Origin of the sequence: Anaerotruncus massiliensis (ex Togo et al. 2026), from assembly GCF_900199635.1 — a bacterium.
GTDB lineage: Bacteria > Bacillota > Clostridia > Oscillospirales > Ruminococcaceae > Anaerotruncus > Anaerotruncus massiliensis.
The window spans coordinates 833,748-855,714 of the sequence record NZ_LT962687.1; the positions used below are offsets into that span (position 1 = coordinate 833,748).

Annotated in this window: 15 protein-coding genes; 9 read left to right on the forward strand and 6 right to left on the reverse strand. The window is 64.7% G+C overall.

Annotated elements, in window-relative coordinates:
• Positions 1–70 precede the first annotated feature (70 nt).
• From C1A13_RS04565 to C1A13_RS04590, 6 genes are all read left to right on the forward strand, one after another.
• Positions 71–10,117 carry a proline-rich domain-containing protein gene (locus C1A13_RS04565; protein ID WP_101549531.1) on the forward strand — a complete coding sequence of 3,349 codons (10,047 nt, stop codon included), beginning with the start codon at positions 71–73 and terminating at the stop codon, positions 10,115–10,117.
• Between the two features lie 85 nt (positions 10,118–10,202).
• Positions 10,203–10,835: a hypothetical protein gene (locus C1A13_RS04570; protein WP_101549534.1), complete on the forward strand. Its 633-nt coding sequence runs from the start codon at positions 10,203–10,205 to the stop codon at positions 10,833–10,835.
• Between the two features lie 183 nt (positions 10,836–11,018).
• Positions 11,019–11,393, forward strand: a complete 375-nt coding sequence (locus tag C1A13_RS04575) for a BMC domain-containing protein (protein WP_101549536.1) — start codon at positions 11,019–11,021, stop codon at positions 11,391–11,393.
• Between the two features lie 4 nt (positions 11,394–11,397).
• A complete protein-coding gene (locus C1A13_RS04580; protein WP_101549537.1) occupies positions 11,398–11,919 on the forward strand; it encodes a EutP/PduV family microcompartment system protein in 522 nt (173 codons plus the stop codon).
• Positions 11,920–12,089: 170 nt separating this feature from the next.
• Complete coding sequence (locus C1A13_RS04585; RefSeq protein ID WP_101549538.1) at positions 12,090–12,800, forward strand: response regulator transcription factor; 711 nt, start codon at positions 12,090–12,092, stop codon at positions 12,798–12,800.
• The gene (locus C1A13_RS04590) at positions 12,763–15,063 is read left to right on the forward strand and encodes a sensor histidine kinase (RefSeq protein ID WP_101549540.1); all 2,301 of its coding nucleotides are present in this window, start codon (positions 12,763–12,765) and stop codon (positions 15,061–15,063) included. The genes C1A13_RS04585 and C1A13_RS04590 overlap by 38 nt, the downstream gene beginning before the upstream one ends.
• A 97-nt stretch (positions 15,064–15,160) precedes the next feature.
• Here C1A13_RS04590 and C1A13_RS04595 read toward each other — a convergent pair whose 3' ends face one another.
• The 5 genes from C1A13_RS04595 to C1A13_RS04615 all read right to left on the reverse strand — a co-directional run bounded on the left by C1A13_RS04595 (position 15,161) and on the right by C1A13_RS04615 (position 19,314).
• On the reverse strand, positions 15,161–15,970 hold the full coding sequence (locus tag C1A13_RS04595) for an alpha/beta fold hydrolase (protein WP_101549544.1): 810 nt from the start codon (positions 15,968–15,970) through the stop codon (positions 15,161–15,163).
• A gap of 76 nt (positions 15,971–16,046) precedes the next feature.
• Positions 16,047–16,508 (reverse strand): hypothetical protein, encoded by a 462-nt coding sequence (locus C1A13_RS15095; protein ID WP_242970904.1) that lies wholly within the window; start codon positions 16,506–16,508, stop codon positions 16,047–16,049.
• A 719-nt stretch (positions 16,509–17,227) separates the two neighbouring features.
• On the reverse strand, positions 17,228–17,407 hold the full coding sequence (locus C1A13_RS04605) for a hypothetical protein (RefSeq protein WP_101549546.1): 180 nt from the start codon (positions 17,405–17,407) through the stop codon (positions 17,228–17,230).
• Positions 17,408–17,525: 118 nt separating this feature from the next.
• Positions 17,526–18,617, reverse strand: a complete 1,092-nt coding sequence (locus tag C1A13_RS04610; protein WP_101549548.1) for a zinc-ribbon domain-containing protein — start codon at positions 18,615–18,617, stop codon at positions 17,526–17,528.
• 61 nt (positions 18,618–18,678) lie between these two features.
• Positions 18,679–19,314, reverse strand: coding sequence for a corrinoid protein (locus C1A13_RS04615; protein ID WP_101549550.1), 636 nt, complete (start codon positions 19,312–19,314; stop codon positions 18,679–18,681).
• A gap of 288 nt (positions 19,315–19,602) precedes the next feature.
• On the opposite strand from C1A13_RS04615, the gene C1A13_RS04620 reads away from it, so the two are divergent.
• Complete coding sequence (locus C1A13_RS04620; protein WP_172439168.1) at positions 19,603–20,385, forward strand: M23 family metallopeptidase; 783 nt, start codon at positions 19,603–19,605, stop codon at positions 20,383–20,385.
• Between the two features lie 80 nt (positions 20,386–20,465).
• Here C1A13_RS04620 and C1A13_RS04625 read toward each other — a convergent pair whose 3' ends face one another.
• Positions 20,466–20,822, reverse strand: a complete 357-nt coding sequence (locus C1A13_RS04625) for a hypothetical protein (RefSeq protein WP_101549555.1) — start codon at positions 20,820–20,822, stop codon at positions 20,466–20,468.
• Between the two features lie 180 nt (positions 20,823–21,002).
• Here C1A13_RS04625 and C1A13_RS04630 point away from each other — a divergent pair, with 180 nt between their 5' ends.
• Both C1A13_RS04630 and C1A13_RS04635 read left to right on the forward strand, forming a co-directional pair.
• Positions 21,003–21,329, forward strand: coding sequence for a helix-turn-helix domain-containing protein (locus C1A13_RS04630; protein ID WP_146021689.1), 327 nt, complete (start codon positions 21,003–21,005; stop codon positions 21,327–21,329).
• A 32-nt stretch (positions 21,330–21,361) separates the two neighbouring features.
• Positions 21,362–21,670: a helix-turn-helix domain-containing protein gene (locus C1A13_RS04635; protein ID WP_101549559.1), complete on the forward strand. Its 309-nt coding sequence runs from the start codon at positions 21,362–21,364 to the stop codon at positions 21,668–21,670.
• Positions 21,671–21,967 lie beyond the last annotated feature (297 nt).

The following is a 21,967-nucleotide window of genomic DNA, read 5'->3' on the forward strand; positions in this document are numbered from 1 at the left end:
CATCAGGATGGGTCCCCCCGTGGCGGACGGTCCTGACCAGGAGGGGACATTTTAAGGAGGTTAGAGACAGATGAGAAAGACCAAGCGGATTCTGTCGGCCATGCTGGCCCTGATCCTGACGCTGACCATGTCGATGGGCGGCACGGTATCGGCTGCGGACACGGGAAGCGCGGAAATCCGGGCGTCCATCGAGGGCGGAGACCTGACGGAACCGTCCTTTGTGGGCGGGATGGTTCTTCGCATGAGGAGCTTCTTCAGCGCCGGAACGAACGGCGAGACCTGGCCTCATGGCGATGCGCTCGCCATGACCGAATATCAAAACGGCCCGGTCAGCAAGGAGTTCAACATTGTCAAGACGCCGGCGGGCGCGACCGCCACGGCGAGCGGCGGCTATGACGACCAGGGCCGCCAGATCGTCTCGGTGGAGGTGCTCGGGGCGGCGGACGCCGACGGGAACATCCCGGTGAGGGCCGCCGCCGTGAATCCCGGCGAAGCGACCGTCGTCTACACCATCCGCAAGAGCGGATACAGCCCGGCGACCGTGGAGCAGAAGGTGCAGGTCTTTGACCGGATGCGCCTTGCCAGCGAGGATTTTCCGGAAAAGGACGAGCTGATTTACGCGGGCACCGCGCGCGACTTTACCTATAGCGTTTCCGGAACCAATGGCGATATCCTCACGGAAAACGCCAAACTGGAGATGTCTCCGAACAGCGCGGCCACGCTGGACGCCGCGCCCGGCACCGGGCGCGGAACGCTTAACGCGGTCTCGGCGGTCTACGGCGCGGACGTGTCCCTGACCGCCGGAAGGATCGCGGACGAGCCCTATCCGATGTATTTCTATGACGATTCGGAGGCGCTGGGCCGGACGATCTCCGTCTCGGATTCGGTCCTGTTCAAGGATCTGAAGTCCTCCCACCCCGACCTGGCGGCGGCGCTTTCGGGCGATAAGGGCGGCCAGACGATCACGGCGGGCTTCACCTACGGGCAGTTCGCCGACGACCAGTACCTCGAGTTTGCGACCACGCCGAAACAGAACGTGGCGCTCTCGATCGATTCGGTCACCTTCCGCGGGGAGGAGATCGGCATCTCGGAGAGCGGCTTTGCCGTTTCGATCACGGGCGACACCGGGATCGCCAGGCTGACCGTCCCCAAGACGGCCGGCGCGGGCGACTATGCCATCCGTCTGCTTGCCTCCCGCCCCAACGCCTATCTGGAGACGCCGCTGACCGTCAACCTCACGGTCGCGCAGGCGCAATTCACCGGCGTGGGACTTGCCTACAGCACGGGCGATCCGGAAGGCCCCGCCTGGGCGGATGCCGTGGACGGCAAAATTTCCGCCAAGTTCAACGCACGGTATGAAAAGGCGTTTGACGTTTCGCTCACCAGCGGCGACGAACGCCCGAACGGCGTCACCACCTTCGCCTCTTACCGCGCGTCCGGGCTGCCGGAGGGCGCCTCCTTCGAGGGGAACGTCCTCTCCCTGTCGGGCAAAAATCCGGTGGGCAGCTATCTCATCCCGGTCACCCTCTATGACCCGGCGGGCAACTATGCCGACGCCGAGCTGGCGCTTACCTACCAGGTGGACAACACCTATACGATCGCGCTGAAGGACGTCACCGGCAATCTCGTCGGAAACGCCGAGATCGTCAACGGCTCGGACATCGTCGCGACGGTCCATCTGCCCTATGAGGATACGACGGGCAGCAACAAGCTGAACCTCCTCTTCTACCAGGACGGCGAGGATGGACGCATGAAGGCCGCGACGGCCGTTGCCAAGCTGGCCACCGGCGAGGGCGCCGTCACCGTCAAGAACAACGTCGTCACCGTTCCCAAGCGCCTGCCGGTGCTCGCGGAGGGGGAGACCTACGACCTTGTCACGACGGTCAGCGCCGACAACTACAACGACGCGCGGCTGACGGTCAAGATCATCGTCGACAAGGCGGCGATCACCGTGACCGACGTGGCGAGTTCGACCACCAACAGCAGCTACCAGACCATCGCTCCCGCGGCGGACGGCGAGACCTACGAGGCCGACCGGTTTGCCTATGGGGAGAACAAATACTTCCGGATCACCTCCGACTCCAAGAGCAGCGCGCAGTTTACGGCGGCCTCGCTCGTCTCCGCCGACGAGCCGGAAACCGACCTGCGGGATGCCTACCTCGTGAAGGAGAGCTTTGCCAAGGGCAAGAGCCTCATCCAGCTGGCGCCCGGGCTTCCCACGGGGGACTATGAGCTGACGCTGACGGGCGAGAGCTCCTCGTCCGACAAGGGCGGCAACTACCAGACCAAGACGATTGTCATCAAATTCACGGTGGCGCAGTCTCCGCTTTCGGTGGAGATGCGGGTGACCGGGGACGGCGTGAAGGCCGGGACCGGCGCGGACAACTTCGTCGTCACCCAGAAGGTCGCGGATTCCGGCCTCGTCTACACCTACCGGGTGGAGGTCACCGGGCCCGAGGGCGCGGCCGACACCGCGCAGGTGGCTCTCGACCCGTCCTCCGCGCAGGCGGGCGATTTCGACGAGGCTACCGGGACTCTGACCATTCCGGCGGACACTGAACCGGGCGTCTACACCTATGTCTTTAACGGCACCGACAAGAGCTTCCAGTCCGGCAAGGTCACGCTGGTCGTCACGGTCGGCGACTACGCGCGGATCACCAGGATCACCTCCAACACGAGCACCGTCAAGGCGTTCGCGCCGGGCGAGGACGACAAGGGCTTCGACTTCCGCACCCGCGCGCCGGAGGGGGTCAAGACGGTCCTGACCCTCACCAGGGATCCGGCGAACGCCAAGGTGGCCCTCACTGTCACGAACGGCAGGGGCGAAGCGGTCAAGACGATCAAGCTGAACACGGCCGGCGACAAGATCGTCGTCCCGGCCAGCCAGTCGGCGGGCACCTACCATCTGACGATGGAGGTCACCCACGCGTCCCGTTCCTCCAGGACCTATCTGCTCGACCTGCGGATCGTGGGCAAGAATGAAATCACCTCGATCCACGACGAGGGGGAGGTCTACTCGACCGTGCCGGCGGACGGCGCGGCCACGCTGGACATCGACCTCTCCAAGCTGAACGACTTTGACGGCGCGTTCCAGGTCGCCACCAACGAGGGCACGACCCACATCGACGACACGATCGACGTGGAAAACTGCGTCCCCGCCGGCGCGGTCGCCTGGGACTTTGACACCGACACGCTGAACGTCGACGTGACGAAGGCGGGCCGCATCACCACCGACCTCGTGGTCGACAAGGGCAGGCCCTCCGAGACGACGACCAGACTGACGGTCAACGTCATCCCGGCGGTCACCGTGACGGACAAATCCGGCGAGCTGACCCTTTCGGACGGCGTCTACACCGCCGAATCCAAGGCGGGCGAGGGCAATCAGATCACGATCGCGGCGAACCCGTCCGCGGGCTGCACGGTCGAGACGAGCCTTTCCTCCGCGGAGGTCCGGCAGCTGCTGCAAAACAAAAAGATCACCGTCCTCGGCGACGCGATCACCGTTGCGAACGACGCGCCCGCCGGTACGGTGGAAATCCCCTTCCGGATGAGCGGCACTTCCGACCGCAACATCACGCTCGGCTCCGGCTTCACCGTCCGGGTGCGGGTCGGCGCGGGGGACATCACCGCTTCGGTCTCCTCCCCGCTGATGGACGCGCCCGCCGTGGTGGCGGAAAACAAGGCCGAGCTCACCCACGGCTACGGCGCGGATGAGGTCTTCACCATCAGCACCACGCCCGAGACGACCCTGTCGCTCGTGAGCGAGAGCGTCAACAACCTCATCTTCAACAGCGCGAACAAGACGGTCACCGCCAAGGCCAATCTGGCGGCCGGCACCTATACCCTCCGGCTGAAGGCCGAGGCGCAGTACTATACCCCCTTCCTCTTTGACATCGTCGTGGAGGTCGTGCCCGCCGCCGAGGTGGCGTGGACCGTCACCGGCGCGGACGGCGAGGCGATTTCCCCCGACAAGGCCGGCGTCTACCAGCTGCCGGTCAACCGCAGCGAGGGCGGGAGCTTCACGGTCTCGACCGTGCCCGCGAACGCCAAGGTCACCCGCACCGACAAAAACGCGGAGATCACCTCCGACGACAACCGGACCTTCACCGTCCCCGCGAACCTGTCCGGGGACAGCATGGAGGTGACGCTCAAGGGTACGAATAAGAACTACCTCCCGAGCGAAATTACAATCAGCGTCAACCTGGTCAGCGACGCGCGGCTGACGCCCGTCGCAACGGTCGGTGACAAGACCTATTACGCCGACGCGGACGGCGTCATCTCCGTCACCCTCAAGGACCTCGAAAAGGCCGTCCTGTCCACCAATGCGGCGGACGCGGTCATCACGAAGCAGATTTCCGAACAGGCCGGGTTCAACATCGTGAATTCCGGCGTCCGCGCCAACGGCGCCAAGGCGGGGACCTACGACTTCCCGTTCAGGGCCACGGCGGAAAACTATCTGGACACCGACTTCACCCTGCGCGTGACGATCGCCCCGATCGTCGAGTACAAGGTGGACGACGACCAGGATTACGCGGCCGTTACCGAGAGGACCGTCGAGGTCGGCTATGGCGACGGCGCCCAGATCCCGGTGCTCGCCAAGCTCGCCAACGGCGACAACGCGGTCACCCTTTCGGCCGGCGCCACCCCGCTCTACACCGCGTGGGGCAACGGGGTCCTGACCATCCTGCCGAACGCTCCGGCGGGCAGCTATACGATCAAGCTCACCCCCAGGGCGGACGGCGTTTCGATCCCTGACGCGCGCCTGACCCTGACGGTCAAGGTTCTGAGCGGCAGAATCGCGGTCGACGCGGCTTCCGATCTGTCGGGCGACCTCCCGAAGCAGGACGGTCCGGACGGCGTCGTCTTCACGGCCTCCCACTATGCGGGCGAGACCCAGACGATCACCTTCTCCGACAAGGTCGGCGCGGGCTACCGCTTCACCGGAACGAGCTGGCCGATGGGCTTCGCGCTCAGCGGCAGGACGCTGACGATCGCCCCCGAGGCGATGGCCGGGGAGTATTCACTCCCCTTCCAGGCGTCGAAGGAAAACTATGAGCCGACCTCCATCACCCTGCAGGTGAAGGTGGCGACCGACACGACCTCCTTCTACGACACGGCGGTCGCCGTCAACGGCGACGCGCGGCAGGCGTCGTCCGAGCCGTCCGTCGGCGCGGCGGTCGACAACCGGCGCGTCTATGACATCCAGGTGAAACCCGGTCAGACGGTCTCCGTCACCACCGGCGTGAACATCACCGCCGACAGGATGGCGGTGGACGCGCCCGACGGATGGACGGTCAGCAAGATCGATTCCACGGTCACCTTCCCCTTCCCCGAGACGGCCGTAACCGGCGAGACCTACACCGTCAAGGTGGACTACCCGCGCAGCGCGGACAACCGCGCGACCCAGGCGGTTGTCAACATGACCGCCGTGGAGAAGAGCCAGCTCGCGCAGCCGGTCATCTCCGGCCTCAGTCTGGCGGTCGATCCGTCCGACGAGACGAGCGGCACGGTCACAGTCAGCTGGAACGCGGTGGAAGGCGCCGCCTACTACCAGCTTTACGCCGGCGGCGAACTGAAGGTGGAAACCGATTCGGCCAGCGCCCAGCTGGGCATTGGCGCGGGTTACGCCGGCAGTCTCCCGACGGTTGAGGAGAACGCTTCCCTCACGGTGAAGGCGTTCCCGGCCAAGGGCAGCGGAAACGCGGAATCCCCCGTCTCCGACCCCAAGACCCTGACGATTACCCGGGCGGCGCTGGACGACGTCCAGTTCACCGGAACGGTCAGCCGCACCCCCGCGGACGGGAAGACGCGCTTCTTCTTCCAGCCCGTTGCGGACGCGGCCGGCTACGCGGCCACCGAGGACGGCGAGCCGGTGGAGAAGGCGCTCATCCAGGATTCCAGCAGCGGCGGCAAGTACTATCTGACCAGGCTTGCGCCCGGCGGCGGGCTCACGGTCGGGCTCCGCGCGCTGGCGAAGGAGGGGTCGCTCCTCCACACGGATTCGGCCGAAGAGAGCTTCAAGACCTATCAGGCCGACGCGCTCAAGGAACTGACCGTCCTGGTCAACGGCGAAGCGGTCGGCGGCGACGGCGTCACCGATACCTTCAAGGCGGGCACCCTGACTGCTCCGAAGCAGTATTCCGTCGCGGTCGGGGAGACCGGAGGGACCGCCAGCATCGCAGTCGCCGCGGACGACGAGTCCTACAAGGACATGGTCAGTTCCACGGACGGCGTCGCGGTCGAAGTCCCGGCGGATGTGGAGCCCGGAACCTATGCCTTTACGATCACCGTAACCCCGTCCGGAAACTTTGACGGCGTCTATCAGGAGACGGTCAAGGCGCTGACGATCGTTGTCACCGAGAAGGATTCCTTCGACGTGAGCGGCGCCGCCCTCGCCCTCGAGACGCAGTTCACGGCGGATGAGGAAGTCAAGTGGGTCCGCGCCTCGTGGGATGCGGTCCCGAACGCGGAAAGCTACGACCTGCTTGTGAACGGCACGCTGGTCGAGCATACCGCGAAGACCGCGGCGACGATCCTCCCCGCCAAGATCAAGGCGGGCGACACGGTTTCCGTCGTCGCGAAGGCCCCCGGCTACAACGACGGCACGCCGGTCACGGCGGTCTACGAATACGCGCCCGCCAGACTGGCGGCCCCCGTGGTTACCTTCGCCTACGACGATGAAACCGGAGAGCTGACCGCCTCGTGGGAGGCCGTCGAAGGCGCCGCTCACTACAGTGTGGACCCGAGCGCCGACTGGGGCGGCTACAACACCACCAACAACCAGGCGCTCACAGCGGTCCGGAACATCCGGAGCGGCACGGAGGTCGACTACCCGATCACGGTCCGGGCGATGGCCAGGAGCGGTTCGGCGAAATACGCCGATTCCGACAGGACGGAAGCGGTCTTCCACTATGACCGCCCGACCCTGACGGCCGACACCGCGACCACGACGATCAACCACCTGCCCAGCGAGTATCCGGACGGCAAGACCTATACGATCAAGGTCGAGCCGGCGGGCGCGGCGATCGCAATCGCCGACAGGACCCCGTCCGTCCCGGGCATCGTGCCCAACCGGGACGGCACGGTCTCCATCTACAGCACCGCCAAGGAGACCGATGTCCCGCTCATCTATGACGCGACGGCGGCGCTTGACGGCTACCAGACGCTCAACTTCCAGATCGCGGTCAACGTCCTGCCCGCGCCTCCGAAAGCCTCCGCAACCTTCCAGTACCAGCTGGGCGGCAACAGCGGCGAGTGGACGGACCTCACGGACGGGCAGACGATCACCGCAACGGAAGGGGAAGCCCTCCTGCTCTATCTCCAGTCGGACAACACCGATTTCAATCCCAAGACGATGATCAAAAAGGACGCGGGCGGCAGCGCGGACATCAACGCGGCCTCCGCGGGCGTCTACGCCCCCGGCTCCGCCCCGGCCGGCAGCGCCTCCTTCACGATCACGGTTCCGGAGAACGATCTCTTTGCCGAGACCACGCTGCACTTCACCGTGGAGATCGCGGAGAAGCCCGCGCTCGACCTCTCCGGGATGACGACGGCGTATACCTACAGCCTCAAGGGTGCGGAGTCCATCCAGTACTCGAAGGTCATCACCGATGAGGTCCAGGTGGCCTATCCGGGCGCGACCGTGGGCTTCAACGCCGACCCGAGCGCGCTGAACTACGGCCCGGCCAAACCCGTCGGCGACGAAACCTACACGGTCACCGTCTCGAATGTGGCGGGCCACAAGGAAGGCAGCTTCGAGGTCACGATTACGGTGGTCGACGACCGCGACGAGCTCTCGGTCGATGACTTCACCTTCACCCACCCCTACAAGAAGACCAGCACCGCTTATCCGGTCGCGGTCGATGGCGCGGCGGTTACCGTCACGACCACCCCGCTCCCGGCGGGCATCAGCTGGAGGTCCGATAACAGCACCCTCTATGTGAACAGCGACGCCAAGGTCGGGGAGTACACCCTCGACGCGACGGCGAGCAAGCCCGGCGTGAAGGACGCCTCCTTCCGGATCATTGTCACCGTCACGGATGAGCGGCAGGAGCTGACCATCCTGCTGGACGGCGGCGCGGTCACCGCGGACCCGGTCGAGACGCCTTACGGCGCGCGGAAGGACTTCGCGCTGTCGACGGCGGAAAGCCTGACCAGTCCGACGATCGAGCTGACGGCGACCGACGACGCCGGAAAGGTCCACTTCAGCAGCGATGGAAAAACCATCATGATCTACGAGGGCGGCGCCGAGGGCACGACCTATACGGTCCATGCGAAGATCACCCCGACCGGCGACGACGCGAGGGCCTATAAGGCCGCCGAAGCGGACATCACCTTCGTGGTGGGCGCGCCCAAGCAGATCGGGGAGGTCCCGGCGGACGTCGCGGAGACCTACTATGCCGACGAGACGGGCGAGCAGACCCTGACGCTGGATATCCCGGCGGACCTCACCCTCAAATCTCTGGCGGCAGACTTCGACAACGCGTCCGGCGGCTTTGTGATTGACCCGTCCGCAAAGACGATCCAATTCACCCCGTCCGATGTGGAGCCCGCGGTTTACGGCTTCACGGCGACGGTCGGCAAATCCGGCGGTTACGCGGATGCAACCTTCACCGTGACCATCACGGTGAACGACGCCTCCGCCCGCCCGGGAATCACCCTTAACGAGCCCACCGACATCACCGTCGACCTCAAGGGCTTCCTCGGTGAGACGAAATCCTTCACCACGGGCGAGGGGATCGCGGTGACCCTCAGCGGCGTCACGGCCAGCCCGGTCACCGACCAGATCCGTCTCGATAACGGCGGCCTGCGCATCGGCGCGGACATCGCCGAGGGCGACTACACGGTGACCGCGGCGGCCAGCGCGGCGGGCTACAAGGAGACCCCGGTCACCTTCACCGTCCACGCGAGCGACAGCACGCCCACGATCACGGTGCTCGAAAAGGACTTCACCTACGAGCGCGGCCAGGCACAGACCGGCTTCACCGTGACGACCGACCCGGCCGACGCGACGGTGACCATCACCGACGCGCACCATAACGGCCTCAACGTGAACGGCGCGGAGATCAACGTGGATGAACCCTGGCTGGGCGCCGACGGCACCTACACCTACCAGGCCACCGCGACGAAGGACGGCCACAGGACCGCAGCCTTCGAGGTGACGGTCACGGTCACCACCAAGCCGAACGAGGCGCTCACGATCGACGGGAACGCCTTCAGCGTGAAGCAGGGCGAGGGCGCGTCCTTCACCCTCGGCTTCAACGACGCGGGCGCGACGATCGAAGCGGACGGCACCGGCTGGGACGAGGCGACCATGCAGGAGCCCAACCGTCCGAAGCTCAACAGGGCGGATAAGACCATCACCGTGGGCACGGACACCCCGGCCGGCACCTACACCCTGACGCTCAACGTCACCGGCGGCAGCGGCTACACCGACGGCACCTTCACGGTCACCGTCCGCGTGCAGGAGGCCAATGCGTTTGAGATCGCGGACCAGAGGATCAGCGTCGCGGTTCCCGAGGGCCAGGCCTTCGGCGGCCCGCAGGCGATCGACTTCGGAGACGCGGACACCGCCGGCATGACCTTCTTCGTGGATCCGACCAACTACGGCGACAGGATCTTCCTCGGGATGAGCGGCACCAGGGCGCTGGTCTTCCTGACGGACGACGCGCCGGAAGGCACCTTCTACTTCATGGTGACCGCACAGAAGGACGGCTTCAGTACCGAATTTGAGATCGCGCTTGAGGTTGTCCGCACGGCGGCCAACAACCTTCTGGCCTCCCCCGCCAGCTTGGAGGAGGAGCCGATTGAAGAGGCCCCGCCCGCGGAGGAGGAGCCGAAGCCGGACGGTGGGCAGTCCACGGAGGGCCAGACTCCCGACGGCGAGACCCCTGACACGGAAACCCCCGGCACCGAATCCCCCGATGGGGAACAGGTCCCCGGCAAGGAACAGGGCACCGACGTCCAGCAGCCTCCGAAGGAGCAGGACGCCGGGCAGGATCAGACCGGGACTGAACCGGGCGGCGATGGGACGGGGAGCGAAAGCAAGCCCGAGGTCGCCCCGCCTCCGGCCAAGTCAGAGGAAACTCCCGCCGAAAGCGGCGGAACGACCGAATAACGCCGGGCCAGGCGGTTTGAATCTTCAGGGAGCCGGGGAGGGGGCCCGCCCCCTTCCCGTCCCCAAGTAAAAGGGAGGTATCCCCATGGGAAAAAAGATTTTGGCAATGCTGCTGGCGGCCGCCCTGGCCGTGGCGTTCGCGGTCCCGTCGGCCGCGGTTTCTGGCAAGGTCGCCGGCGGCGCGGACGGAACCGTCAAAACGGTCGACACCCGGCAGACGATTGACACGGCGGACATCACCTACCAGAATATGCGTGTGGAAAACAACCTCACGATCTCCGAGGAGGTCGGCCGCGGCACGGTGACCCTGAAAAATGTCGAGATCACCGGGACCCTGCTCATCAGGAGCGGCGGCACTGTGGTTCTGGACGGCGTCACCTGCCCCAATGTGACCATCCAGAACCCCAAATACAAACCCACCGTCATTGCAACCGGCTCCACCTCCATCGACACCACCTACCTCAAGGGCAACTGCGTCATTGAGGAACGGGACCTGTCGGCGGACGGGGAAGGCTACATCGACGTGATCTACAGCCCCAACGTCAACTACGAGCTGACCAACGTGTCGCTCGAGCGGATGACCAAGGGCGTCAACGCGCCGGCTTCCGGCAGGAGCTTTGCCGGCAGCTCGAGCGGTTCCGGCGGCGGTTCGGGCGGCTCCTCCACCTTACCGTCCGCGGGAGGCAGCGTGGGCGACCTGGTCGAAAACAAAGGCTGACAGCAAAAATCCCCCGTTTCGGCGGGGGATTTTTGCCGTCCTGATGATCAGAAACTGATCAATTCTGATTGAAATTACAAATCTTGACCGCGTTTGTGCAAAAGCGCCGCCGCGCATGGCTTTCCCGCCGCGGGCTTGCTACAATAGAAACAGGAATGACCGAAAGGGAAAGGAGGCGGGCGAATGGCGTATGAGCGGGCGGAATCTCCGGAAAAGCAGCGAATCATCCAGGAACTGGTGCCGGGCAAGCAGGTGACGCTGGCGCATGTGATCGCCAGCCCCGACAGGATCATCTACCAGAAACTGGGGCTCGATCCCGAGGCCGATTACCGGCAGGCGGCGATCGGCATCCTGAGCATGTCCCCGGCGGAAATCGCCGTGATCGCGGGCGACCTCGCGCTCAAGACGGCGAGCGTCGAGATGGGGTTCATCGACCGCTTCAGCGGCACGCTGATCTTCACCGGCCTCATCTCCGACGTGGAGGCCGCCATCCACAGCATCCTCGCCTACCTGGAGGGGACGCTGGGGTTTACCGTCTGCGCGGTGACCCGGACGTGACGGAATGAAAAAGATCATCCTGATGGGACGCAGCGAATGCGGCAAGACGACCCTCTCCCAGGCGCTGCGGGGTGGTGAGATCGCCTACCGGAAGACCCAGTATATCAACCACTACGACGTGGTGATCGACACGCCGGGCGAGTACGCCGAGACGGCCTCGCTCGGCCGCGCGCTGGCGCTCTACGCCTACGAGGCCGACGTGGTCGGCCTGCTCTGCGGCGCGACCGAGCCCTACTGCCTCTTTCCGCCCTGCGTCGCGGCGGCCTGCACGCGGCCGGTGATCGGCATCGTGACCCGCATCGACGAGCCGGGCGCCAACCCCGGCCGCGCCCAGCGGTGGCTTGAACTCGCGGGCTGCCGCCCGGTTTTCCGAGTGAGCGCCTATTCGGGGGAGGGCATCTGGCGGATTCTAAGCTACCTGAAGGAGCCGGGGGACCGTCTGCCGTGGGAGAACGCCGAGGAGGCGGAACGCCCGCGCACCGTCCTTTCGGACAAATACGGGGAGACGGGGCGAAAACGCCCCTGAGATCCGGAAGCTTTGCTTCCGGATTTTTTTATGCACTATCCACATGCGGAGGGTTGTGGTATCATGAAGGCTGAGGGCGCGCCGGAGTTGTAAGATTTCCGTAAGAAACGCGTCCATTTTTTTGTAAGGAAACCGCATTAGGATAGAGACAGGCCTAAGGGGGAGATCAGATGAACGAATGCGTGCTGGTGGTCGACGACGACCGGGAGATCGTGCAGGCGATCGCGCTGCTGCTCGAAAAGGAGGGCTACCGCGTGCTGCGGGCGTACGACGGGATGGAGGCGCTCGAACAGGCGATGGACCGTTCGGTGCGGCTGATGATCATCGACGTGATGATGCCGAGGCTCGACGGGCTGTCGGCGGTGATGAAGCTGCGGGAGCGGCGCAACCTGCCGATCATCGTGCTCAGCGCCAAGAGCGAGGACACCGACAAGGTGCTCGGACTCTCGATGGGTGCGGACGACTACGTCACCAAGCCCTTCAATCCGCAGGAGCTGGTGGCGCGGGTGCGCAGCCACCTGCGGCGGTACACGAGCCTGGGGGACATCAACGCGCCCGGGACGGGGGACGAGATCCACAACGGGCGGCTCAGCTACAGCCCGGAGGAACGCGTCCTGCGCGCGGACGGCGACCCGGTCAAGCTGACGGCCACCGAGACGAAGATCGTCGACCTGCTCATGCGCAACCTGGGGCGCATCTTTCCCGCCGAGGAGATCTACCGGCGGGTGTGGGAGGAGGACGCCTTCGCCGCCGAAAACACGGTGATGGTGCACATCCGGCGCATCCGGGAGAAGATCGAGCTCAACCCGAAGGAACCAGAATACTTAAAGGTGGTATGGGGAATTGGATACAAGATCGAAAAAGTGGAGGGCGGCCGTTAGCTTTACGGCCTTTTTTCTGGGGATCAGCCTGCTTCTGACGAGCGTGCCGGAGGCGCTTTCCCTCCTGACGGGCGGCTCGTGGAAGCGCACGTCGGTTGCGGACGCCTTCCAGGAGGACTACCAGAATACGCGGGCGTTCCGCGACGCGGTCGCAAGCTACCTCGAGGATTTTCTGACGATGGCCGTCGGCGGAAACGCGAACTACTCCGAATACAGCGTCTCCTACAACGGCGAAATCACCTCCGCGGTCATGGAGGCGGCCGAGGTCGCCGACGCGATCGGCGAGTACGGCTCGGGCGGCTACCACGGCTGGGACGACGGCTACGATTTCAGCGTCACCATCTCGCCGCCGTCGAGCTACGGCTCGTCCGCGCAGGCGGCGCACGACTACTTCAAGGAGGATAAGAACGTCCTCTACGACATCCGCTACGACGGCGAGCAGAAGTATACCAACGCCGAGGGCACGGGGCTGGACGGCCCGAACCTCAAGCTGCCCGAGGGCTACAATTTTCTGCTCTGGTTCGACGGGAGCAAGGTGCGCGTCGTCAAGGACGGCAGGGAGCTCGACATCTACGGCGACGGCTACTACCGCGAGGGGAAGGACTGGTACGTCCCCGGGTATAAAAACTTCACGGTGGACGAGGAGGCCGCCCGCGCGAGCGTGGTGATCGCGGCGGCGAAGAGCCCGATGCTCTACGTGCGCGGCAGCTACGGGAACAGCTCGGCCGAGCGGCAGAACAACCGCCTCTACTGGCTCGAGCAGAACCTGAAGGAGAGGCGGGACCGCTACACCGGCATGGCCGCCTCCTGCGCGGCCGGCGTCCTGCTGCTGGCCGTCTGGTTCCTGCTGCGCGGGGACAAGCGCCGCGCCGACGCGGCGATTGCACGGGTGACGGGGCGCGTGTGGTACGAGGGCAAGCTCCTGCTCCTGCTGGCGGCGCTGGTGGTCTTCCTGGCCGGCCCGCAGGACGCCCTGCGGGAGATCACCTATATGGTCCGGGAGGAATATCTCGACCCGTGGATCTTCACCTACTACGCGCAGGAGCTCTCCCGCAACGGGTTCTCCCTGCTGGTGATCTTCTGGTCGGCCTACCTGCTGATCAACGACTGGAGGCACAACCCGAAGCCCTGGAAGCACAGCCTCACCGGGAAGTTCTGCGCGGCGGCGCGCGCCTCCGATCTGAAGCTGCCCCTCCAGCGGCGGATGGTGCGCCGGTTCGGCGCGGTGCTGATCGCGGCCGCGGCCTTCGCGGCGTCGGCGCTCCTGCTCTACGCGGGCTTCCGCGTCTATAACCGCGACTCCCTCTTCGCGTTCCTGCTGCTGGCGGGGCTGCTGGCGCTGCTGCTCTGGATGCTCTACCGCTTCGCGCGGGGCAACCGGGAGACCGCCCGGGACATCGGCGCGCTGGTCGGGCAGATCGCCGCCGTGCACGCGGGAGGGCTCACGATGCCGCTCGACCTGCCGGAGGACGCGGACCTCGCGGCGGCGGCGAAGGACCTCAACGACATCCAGCGCGGGATGAACGAGGCGCTCGAGGAGCGGATGCGCAGCGAGCGGATGAAGGTGGAGCTGATTGCGAACGTCTCCCACGACATCAAGACGCCGCTCACCTCGATCATCAGCTATGTGGAGCTTTTGGGGCAGGAGGAGGAGCTCCCCGAGCATGTGAAGGACTATATCCGCATCCTCGAGAGCAAGTCGCAGCGGCTCAAGACGATGGTGCAGGATGTGTTCGAGGTGAGCAAGGCGGCCTCCGGGCAGCTCCCGGTGACGCTCGAGACCCTCGACCTGGGCAAGCTGCTGCGTCAGACGCTGGCCGACATGGCCGAGCAGATCGGCCGCAGCACGGTGACGGTGCGGGCGGAGATCCCCGAGGAGCCGGTGATGATCACGGCGGACGGCCAGCGGCTCTACCGCGTCTTCCAGAACCTCGTGCAGAACGCGCTGCAATATTCGCTGGACGGCTCGCGGGTGCATGTCAGCCTCGCGGCGGACGGGACCACGGCGGTCGCGAGCGTCAAAAACACCTCCCGCGAGGAGATCGCGAGGAATAAGGACTTCACCGAGCGGTTCGTGCGGGGGGACGACGCCCGCACCGACGGCGGCAGCGGGCTGGGGCTTTCGATCGCGCGTACCTTTACCGAGGCGTGCGGCGGGCGCTTCTCGGTGGAGACGATCGCGGACCTCTTTGTCGTGACGGTTGAATTCGCCCGGCAAGCGGCGGAGGAACAGGCGGAACAGGCGGAACAGGCGGAGGACTGACTTCGGGAAAATCTCCTTTCCAACAGGAGGGGGCGCGCGGAACATACCGCGCGCCCCCTCTTTGCGTAAGCTCCGTGGAACCCGATAGCGGGCCGGTTCAGCACGCCAAAAACTGGAGGAAACAGGAATTGAAACGGTCGAGCTCGTCGTAGAAGATGCCGTGGCCGCTCTGGTCAAAGGGATAGAGGACGGCGTTTCGGATGCCTTGCTGCGTGACGAGCGCGAGGTCGAAGGGGACGACCCGGTCCTGCCGGCCGTGGAAGACGCCGGTGGGGACGCAGACCCTTGCGAGGTCGGCGCGGCCGTCCTCGTCGCGCAGGGCGCAGGCGGTCTGGATGGTGGCGATGCCCGACGCGGAGAGGGAGACGTCGCCCAGCCAGTCGGTGATCGCCTGGCTGTGGGGAAGCGCGAAGAGCATCCCGCCGAACTGCCGGATGAGCGCGGGGCGGTCGGTCGAGGCCCCCGCGGCCCACTGGTCGACCGCGCTCGCGGGGACGCCGTGGCAGAAGCCGGGGGCCTGCGTCAGCCTGGGGGCGGCGGCTGAGAGCAGCGCGAGCTTTTTGACGCCATAGCCGCGGTGGCGGGCCATGTAGCGCAGGACGATCGCGCCGCCCATCGAGTAGCCCGCGAGGGTGAAATTTTGCAGGTTGAGGGCGCGCACGACGGCGTAGATGTCGTCGGCCATCCGGTCGTAGGTGTAGCCGCAGGCGGGCTTGTCGGAGCTGCCGAAGCCGCGCAGGTCGATTTCGACGACGCGGTAGCCCTTGCAGATGAGCGGCGTCTCCTGGTATTCAAAGATGCGGTGGGAAAGCGGCCAGCCGTGCACGAGGAAAACGGTCTCGGCGGCCGTGGGATTTAAATCATAGACGGCGATTTTGACGCCGTCGTTCGTTCGGACATAAAACATGGAAAGAATCCTCCTTCCTCCCATTCTATGCGCCCCGGCGGGCGCGGGTGCGGGAGGAGGGCGGGACCCGGGACGGTCATTCGTCCGCGAGGCGGACGAGGGTCAGCTGGATCGAAACGGCTGCCATGCGGTCGACCGCGTCGAGCGTTTCGACGGGCGTGAGGTCGCCCTGCGCGGCGCGGAAGAGGCAGAGCCGGTCGCCCGCCGCCAGCCGCGCGATTCCCGTTCCCGCGCAGGGCGCGGCCTCGCCGTCCTCGGCGCGGCCGAAGCTCGCGTGCCCCGCCGTGTCCGCGCCCTTCTCCGAGCGCAGGACAAACACCCCGGAGAAGCCCGGCGCGAGCACCACCCGGTGGCTGATGAGGTAGAGCCCGCCCGCCGGGACGGTGACCCACCCGTCCTCGAGCAGGAATCCGCCGGCATTGCAGGGATTTGCCTGCGCGAGCGGCAGCACGCTGTTCGGCTGCAGGACCTGCCGCCCCGCCGTATAAAAGCTCGCGGCCGCGAGCCCCGCCGGCCCCGCTTCGCCGCGCGGCCCCACAGGGCCCGCCGCGCCTCTCGGCCCGCGCGGTCCGGTCGGTCCCGTCGCGCCCGCGGCCCCCGTTTCACCGCGCGGTCCGGTCGGTCCCGTCGCGCCTGCGGCCCCCGTTTCACCGCGCGGTCCGGTCGGTCCCATCACGCCTGTTGGCCCCGTTTCACCGCGCGGTCCGGTCGGCCCCGTCGCGCCGGTTGGCCCGGTTTCGCCACGCGGTCCGGTCGGCCCCGTCGCGCCCGCGGTCCCCGTTTCGCCGCGCGGTCCGGTCGGTCCCATCGCGCCCGCGGCCCCCGTTTCACCGCGCGGTCCGGTCAGTCCCGTCGCGCCCGCGGCCCCTGTTTCGCCGCGCGGTCCGGTCGATCCCGTCGCGCCCGCGGCCCCTGCCTCGCCGCGCGGGGCGTATGGAACGCCGTTCCCGTCCGGCTGCGCCGCGCCGCCCGGCCTGCGCGGTCCCGGCGCGCCTGCGGCGCGCTGGACGCCGCCCTGCGGGGGCGCCGTCCTCGGCGTCCCGCCCGGGACCGCCGCGCCGATGGGCGGCGGGACAACCCCCCAGCGCCCGCCCATGGAAAATTCCGAATTTCCGTATCGCAGCATTAAAATACCTCCCAACCGGTCAATAAATCGTCTGAAACCATCCTATTCAAAAATCGGCGCGGGGGTTCCGCGCGCATACGAAAAGCGGCCGGTCCCCTTGGGGACCGGCCGCCGGAAAGGCTGGCTGGAGCTCACATGATGTGTTCCTCGCAGATGTTGTCGACCACCTGGTAGCCGATTTTGTTGTAGCCGTCGGGGATCTCGGTGCCGTCGGTGTTGACGCAGTCGGGAATCACATCCACGGCGCAGGGCGCGGGCTCGCCGCCGGATTCGGGCGGCCGCTTGGACTTCGCGCGGTCTTTTTTCGGCATAAAATCACCTCGGCTTTTAGTGTTCCCCGCCGGAAAGGGAAGATGCAGAGCCGGGGAAAGCAAAAACCTCCCGGGAAATCTTCCCGGGAGGTTTTTCTTTACGGCCGCAGCCGATTTTTCATTCAAAATCATCGAGGCGGATGGCCGTCTCCTCGTCGAAGAGGGAGGTGCCCTCCTCGCGCTCGTAGAACTGCGCGCCTTCGGCGGTGACGTAGCCGTCGCGGTCGACCGTGTCGCGGATGTCGAAGACCGGCTCGCCGTTGACCGCGAGGTAGAGCGGGTGGTAATAGCTCGGCGACATCGCGAGCACCACCTCGAAACGGTCGGTCTTTGTGCGCCCGCCCAAAGTGAGGTCGGCGGTGCCGTAGGTCGTGATGAACGCGCCGTCGCCGGTGAGCTGTTCCCGGTCGTGGTGGAAGGCGACCGAATCGGCCTCATAGTAGGCGGGTATCATCGCGTAGAGGGTGCTTTCCGCGGCGGAGACGATGAACTGGTCGAACAGCTCGTCGCGGCTTCCGGTGCTGATGACGTTCGCGCCGTCGTCAAAGCCGGGCTCGCTCTCGTCGTCCGCCTGCCAGTCGCTCTCGTCGTCCGGCCACCAGTCGCCGTCTATCGGGGAAGCCTCGGAGACGGGCGCAATGGCGGCGTCCACGGAGGAATGGGAGTCCGCCGCGAAGCTGAAGATGAAGACGGCGAGGATGGGGAGCACGAACACCACGACGATCACCACGATCGCCGCAATGAGGCAGCCGCGGTTGGCGGGCTTGGGGTCCGCGCCGCCGAGCGCGCCGGCCGGCTTGCCGGTATAGGTGGAGCGGGACGGGCGCTCCTGCGAGCGGTAGCCGGGCTCCTCGCCGCGGAAATAGTTCGCCCGGTCGCGCTCGAAGACGCTCTGGTCGAATTCGTCCGAAATGTCGTAGCGGTCCCTGTTCGGCGGTTCCGCGTCCCGCCGCTCGCGCTCCTCCTCGATTTCGCGGTTGCGCCGCCGGATGGTGCACATCGCGCACAGGTCGGAAATCGTGCTGCTGGGAAGCTCCTTCCCGCATTCGGAGCAACGCTTTTTCGGCGCGCCCGGTCGGACGCAGGGCGCTTCCTCCTCATCGCCGCAGGGCTCCCCGGCCTCCCGCGGCTCCTCCTCGACGCACTCGCCGCAGTAGGAGCAAAAAACGCTGTCGTCCCGGATTTCCCTTCCGCATTTGCTGCAAAACATGGCTTTCCTCCGTATGGGCGCGTGGCGCCCCAATCATGTTGGTGGGCTTCCTCGCTTACGCTCAGGAACAGAACCCGAGCGCGACCTCCGCGCAGGTGGCGGCGTCGGGGGTATAGCTGTCCGCGCCGATCTCGTCGCAGAACGCCTGGGTGACCGGCGCGCCGCCGATCATCACCTTGACCCCGCCGAGTGCGGGCGTGCCGTTGCGGAGCGCGACGACGGCGCGCATCTCGTTCATCGTGGTGGTGAGCAGGGCGGAACAGGCGATGATGTCCGCGCCGTTTTGCTCGGCGGCGGATATGTACTTGGCGGCGGGCACGTCGACCCCCAGGTCGATGACCCGCAGGCCCTTCCCCTCGAGCATCATTTTGACGAGGTTCTTGCCGATGTCGTGCCGGTCGCCCTTGACGGTGCCGAGCACGACGGTGCCGCGCACCTCGCCGCCGCTTTCCGCGAGCAGGGGCTTGAGCAGCTCAAGTCCCGCGTTCATCGCGCGCGCGGCGATCATGACCTCGGGGATATAGACCTTGTTCGCCTTGAACTTCTCCCCGATGACCCCCATGCCCGCAAGCAGGCCGCCGTTCAGAATTTCCCCGGCGGAAAGGCCCTCCGCAATCGCGCGGGAAACCGTTTCCTTGACGGCGGGCGCGCGCCCCTGCTGCAGGAGCCGGCTGATTTCATCCAAAAGCTGGGACAACCGATTTTCCCCCCTCAAATGCCAAAAACAGGCGCGGATTCCGATTTTCCGCTACAGCAATCATACCTTACTTTGGCGCTGATTTCAAGCGGGTGGGCGCAAACGGGCGCCCGGAGATTCTGGATGGCCGGGGGACCGGGGATTTCCTCCCCGGGAAGAAGCAGGGAGGGGGAGGGGACAGGGCTTTCCAATATCGTAAACCTTGTGTAAACGATGCCCGGTGTTCACAGACAGTTCATAAACGCCCGGTATCCTGAGTGCGTATCGATTCAGGGAGGAGGCACACCCATGCAGTTTTCTGCGGACAACTCCGGACAATCGACATCGCGGAAGCGGACAAAAAATACCCCCATCAGGAAGCTGACGGCGCGCGCCCTCGCGGTGACGCTCGCGTTCTTCTGCGCGGTGAACATTCTGGCGCTTCAGCCGCCCGCGCGCACCACGCGCACCGTCGTCACCACGGAAAAAATCCCCTACAGCGTCGCCTACCAGGACGAGCCCGCCCGCTACCGGGGCTATACCGAGGTCGTCTCGGCTGGGATTGCGGGCGAGCGGGAGATCCGTTCACAGGTCGTTTTCGAGGGCGACCGGCCGGTCAAGGTGCTGTCGGTCCAGTCGACCGACACCGCCCGCCCCGTCGACCAGGTGGTCAAGAGGGGCACCCGGGTGCTGCGAAGCGAAACCGCCGACGGCAGCCGCTGGGTGTCCTCCTTCATCCGCCCGCTCAAGACCGGGTGGCTGTCGGCGGATTTTTACGACTATCCCCACCACAACGGCATCGACCTCGCCGCCCCGCACGGCACGCCCGTCTATGCGGCGGCGCAGGGGCGCGTCGTGCTCGCGGGCTGGTACGGGGAGTACGGCAAGTGCGTCATCATCGAGCACGCCGACGGCTCCCGCACCCTCTACGGGCACAACAGCTCGCTCGACGTATCGGCCGGGCAGGAGGTCAAGCAGGGGGAGAAGATCGCCAACGTCGGCTCGACGGGCAACTCCACCGGCAACCATCTGCATTTTGAAATCCGCATCGGGTCGAGCTTTTTGGACCCGCTGGTCTACATCGACAAATAGCGCGGGAAAAGCCCCGGGACGCTTCGGAGGAAGCGCCCCGGGGCTTTTCGCGTGGCCGGCGGCCGCACTTTTGGATTCGGCTATGACGCCTGCGCGTTTTTCGTGATGAGATCCATATGATCTTTGATGCAGAGCGAAAGGTCCTCAAAAAAAGCGCGCGCATCACTGTCGTTCCCAAGAAAGGGAATCATCAGGCTGGCGATCACATGGTGGACCGTTTTTTGCATTTGCTCCTCCGTCTGATTGACGACCATGATCACGAATTCCTCACACAATACGTTTGCGGCAAGTTCGGGAGTATCAATGACAAAATCCAATGCCATACGGTCGATCACTTCGCCGATCGAAAGCCCGGTGTTTTCGCAGTGCTTTAACAGGGCCTCTTTTGTTTTGGTCATGATGGTTGCTTCAATGGTCGTCAGTACCTTGTCAGGCATTGCGCTTCCTCCTCGTCATGCGTTTTGGCGAAGCTGCCAATTTCCCAGTCCTATGTTAGCACAAATGTTTATCGAGCACAACTCCTATTTAGGGACATTTCTATTAATAGATCATTTTGTTGGCTTTGTATAGTTGGTATGCTATTTGTAGAAGATATCCCTAGATAGGTGGTGGTGCCCGTGAACTGTAAAAGCATGGGAAAGAAGCTTAAGTCATATAGAGCGAAATGTGGTTGGAGTCTGAAAGAGTGTTCAGAAAGGATAGGCATCAGCACAAGGTATCTGGCCGATATCGAACGTGGCGATAAAGTGCCGAAGCTAGAAACGTTCCTGCTGATCCTGAACACTTTGAATGCTTCTGCCGACGATGTCCTTCAAGATAGTTTGGTCGTTGGCTATGAAGCCAAGAGTAACGACATGATTAGGAAGTTGAATGCTCTTGATGTTACCAAGAGAAAGCAAGCGTTGGAGATTTTCGATAGTGTCATATCTTCGCTGAAAGAATAAAAGCCTTATAACGTAGCAAGAGGGTGGGGATCATGATAGATATACTCAAAGAAATTACGAAACTCCGCTTGGCTCGGAACTGGACTGAGTATGATTTATCAAAACATTCCGGACTGTCTCAATCAACGATATCCACCTGGTACCGCAAGGGACAAACGCCAACAATACAAACGCTGGATAAGGTGTGCAAAGGATTTGGAATTACCTTATCACAATTTTTCTCAGAAGGGGATGACCCCATTTCGCTTACGCCAGAGCAGAGAGAAATGCTTGATAATTGGTCGGCACTAAACCCAAAGCAGCAACAGATCATTATGGACTTGCTTAGAAATATGTTTTGACAACAATTGATGTCGAATACCCCCCTTTTTTTTGTATAGTTGGTAAATAGCCGCTCCAAATAAAAATGAACGCTTCAAAATGAAGCGTTCTTTTTGGAGCGGGTTACGAGGCTCGAACTCGCAACCCCACCCCGCGAAAGCGCGCTTTCGCGGGGACCCCGGGACCTCCGGATTTAAAATGTCGGTGGAGGCAGCGGGTTCGTTCTCGCGGAAAAAGAAAAAGGACGCTTCAAAATGAAGCGTCCTTTTTGGAGCGGGTTACGAGGCTCGAACCCGCAACCCCACCCCGCAAAAGCG